Here is a 673-nt window from a genome sequence, read left to right as displayed (position 1 = left end):
AAAATATGGTCGACCTGAAATATTTAATACAGACCAAGGCAGTCAGTTTACCAGTGATGCATTTATTGATGTATTGAAATCAAATGGCATTCAAATCAGTATGGACGGTAAACTTGCGCAGTATACTGCTCATAGGTCGATAATGTGATGGTTGAACGATTATGGCGGAGCGTTAAATATGAAGAGGTGTATCTCAAAGCCTACAGCAATGTTTTGGATGCGAAGAAGCAATTAAACGCATATTTTGAATTTTATAATTTGAAACGACCTCATTCGAGTCTGGACAAAATGACTCCAGATGAGTTTTACTATGACCAGCTACCACAACAAAATAAGGTAGCTTAACTAGAGCAGAGTATCACTTATAAATAAGCTTTTAGTTGTTCAAACATGTGGGACCACCTCTTACATCGACTGGAAATCTAAAAACCATAAGAAAATATGGTATTCGATTTATGTTTGGTATCGACTGTAACCGTAAGGTTTCCCCAGAAAAAGGACAATGGTTTCAACTGCGCTTATTGCCAGATTTCCATCAGGGTCAAGTGATCTGGCTCAAAGATTTTGGCTTTGTACAATTATTTAAGACTCAGTTAAAAGAACAGCAGAGGTTTTATATTGTGCATCAAGATGAAGATGATTTATTGTCCTTTGAAGGTTTTCATGAATTACA

General features: G+C 36.3%; 2 pseudogenes. Both read left to right on the top strand.

Annotated features, from left to right (window positions below):
- Window positions 1–345: pseudogene (locus ACE01T_RS07720) on the top strand (transposase); the annotation flags it as partial.
- A gap of 62 nt (window positions 346–407) precedes the next feature.
- Window positions 408–673: pseudogene (locus ACE01T_RS07715) on the top strand (IS701 family transposase); the annotation flags it as partial.

The sequence above is a fragment of the Acinetobacter uliginosus genome (assembly GCF_044130295.1).
In the GTDB taxonomy this organism is placed as follows: Bacteria; Pseudomonadota; Gammaproteobacteria; order Pseudomonadales; family Moraxellaceae; genus Acinetobacter.
The sequence above is the reverse complement of the archived record's forward strand: the minus strand, read 5'-3'. Positions and strand labels throughout refer to the sequence as shown.